The organism is Streptomyces sp. NRRL B-24572 (assembly GCF_002156145.1).
Classification (GTDB): Bacteria; Actinomycetota; Actinomycetes; order Streptomycetales; family Streptomycetaceae; genus Streptomyces; species Streptomyces vietnamensis.
On sequence record NZ_MWIG01001223.1, the window covers coordinates 1 to 879 of the forward strand.

The following is an 879-nucleotide window of genomic DNA, read 5'->3' on the forward strand; positions in this document are numbered from 1 at the left end:
GCCGGGGAACAGGCGGCGGGTGGGCCGTTGCCCGTGCCCAGGCACCGCATCGGACCCGTGTCGCAGGCGCTGCTGCTGCTCCACCGGGAGCGGGGGGCCGCGGGGCTCGGGCCCCGGCTGGCCGGGCTCGTCGAGGCGCTCGGGAGGTTCGCCCGGGAGGGGCGGAACGGGGACGGGGCCTGGTGGGCCGCCCGGCTGCTCGGGGAGAGCGTGCGGCGGGTGCCGGACCCGCGGCCGTACCTGCCCGTCCTGCGGCTCCTCGCCGACGAGGTCGGGGCCCACCCGGAGCACCATCCGGTCTTCGCCTCCTTCGGGACCGCCTTCTGGCTGGGGCTGCCGGTCGGCGAGGACGAGCGGATCGATCTGCTGCGGCGGCTCGGCGAACGCAGCCTCGACGCCGTCGCGGCCCTCCTCGCCGCCGACCCCCGGGGCGTCCAGCCGCTCCTCTGCCGCTGGTTCGGCGACCCCCGGCCCGCCGTCGCCACCGCCGCCCAGGCCCTCCTGCACACCCACCGGGCGCTCGCCGTCGACGACCTGTGCGAGGCGCTCGTCGCCACCGCCCACCCGCTCGCCGACGACCTCCTCGCCGCGCTCGCCGGGGACGAGCCCTCCGCGCTCTGCCGGGCCGTCGACCGCTGGGCACACGACGACGGGCGCCCGGAGCGGCGCGTCGCGGCCGCCGCGTACGGGCACCTGGTCGCCGGGCACGTCGCCACCTCCGCCGACCGCGAGCTCCTCCGCTACGCCGCCCTCGCCCTGCTCGCCCGCCCCGGCGACCAGACCCTCCACGGCGCCGCCCTCGGGCTCCTCGTCCGCGACCCGCACACCCGCGCCCGCCACCTCCCGCGCGCCCTGGCCGAGCCCAGGGTGCCCGCCGCC

1 pseudogene is annotated in these 879 nt (G+C 80.2%); it reads left to right on the forward strand.

Annotated features, from left to right (window positions below):
- A pseudogene (locus CCN56_RS41440) lies at nt 1–879 on the forward strand (serine protease); the annotation flags it as partial.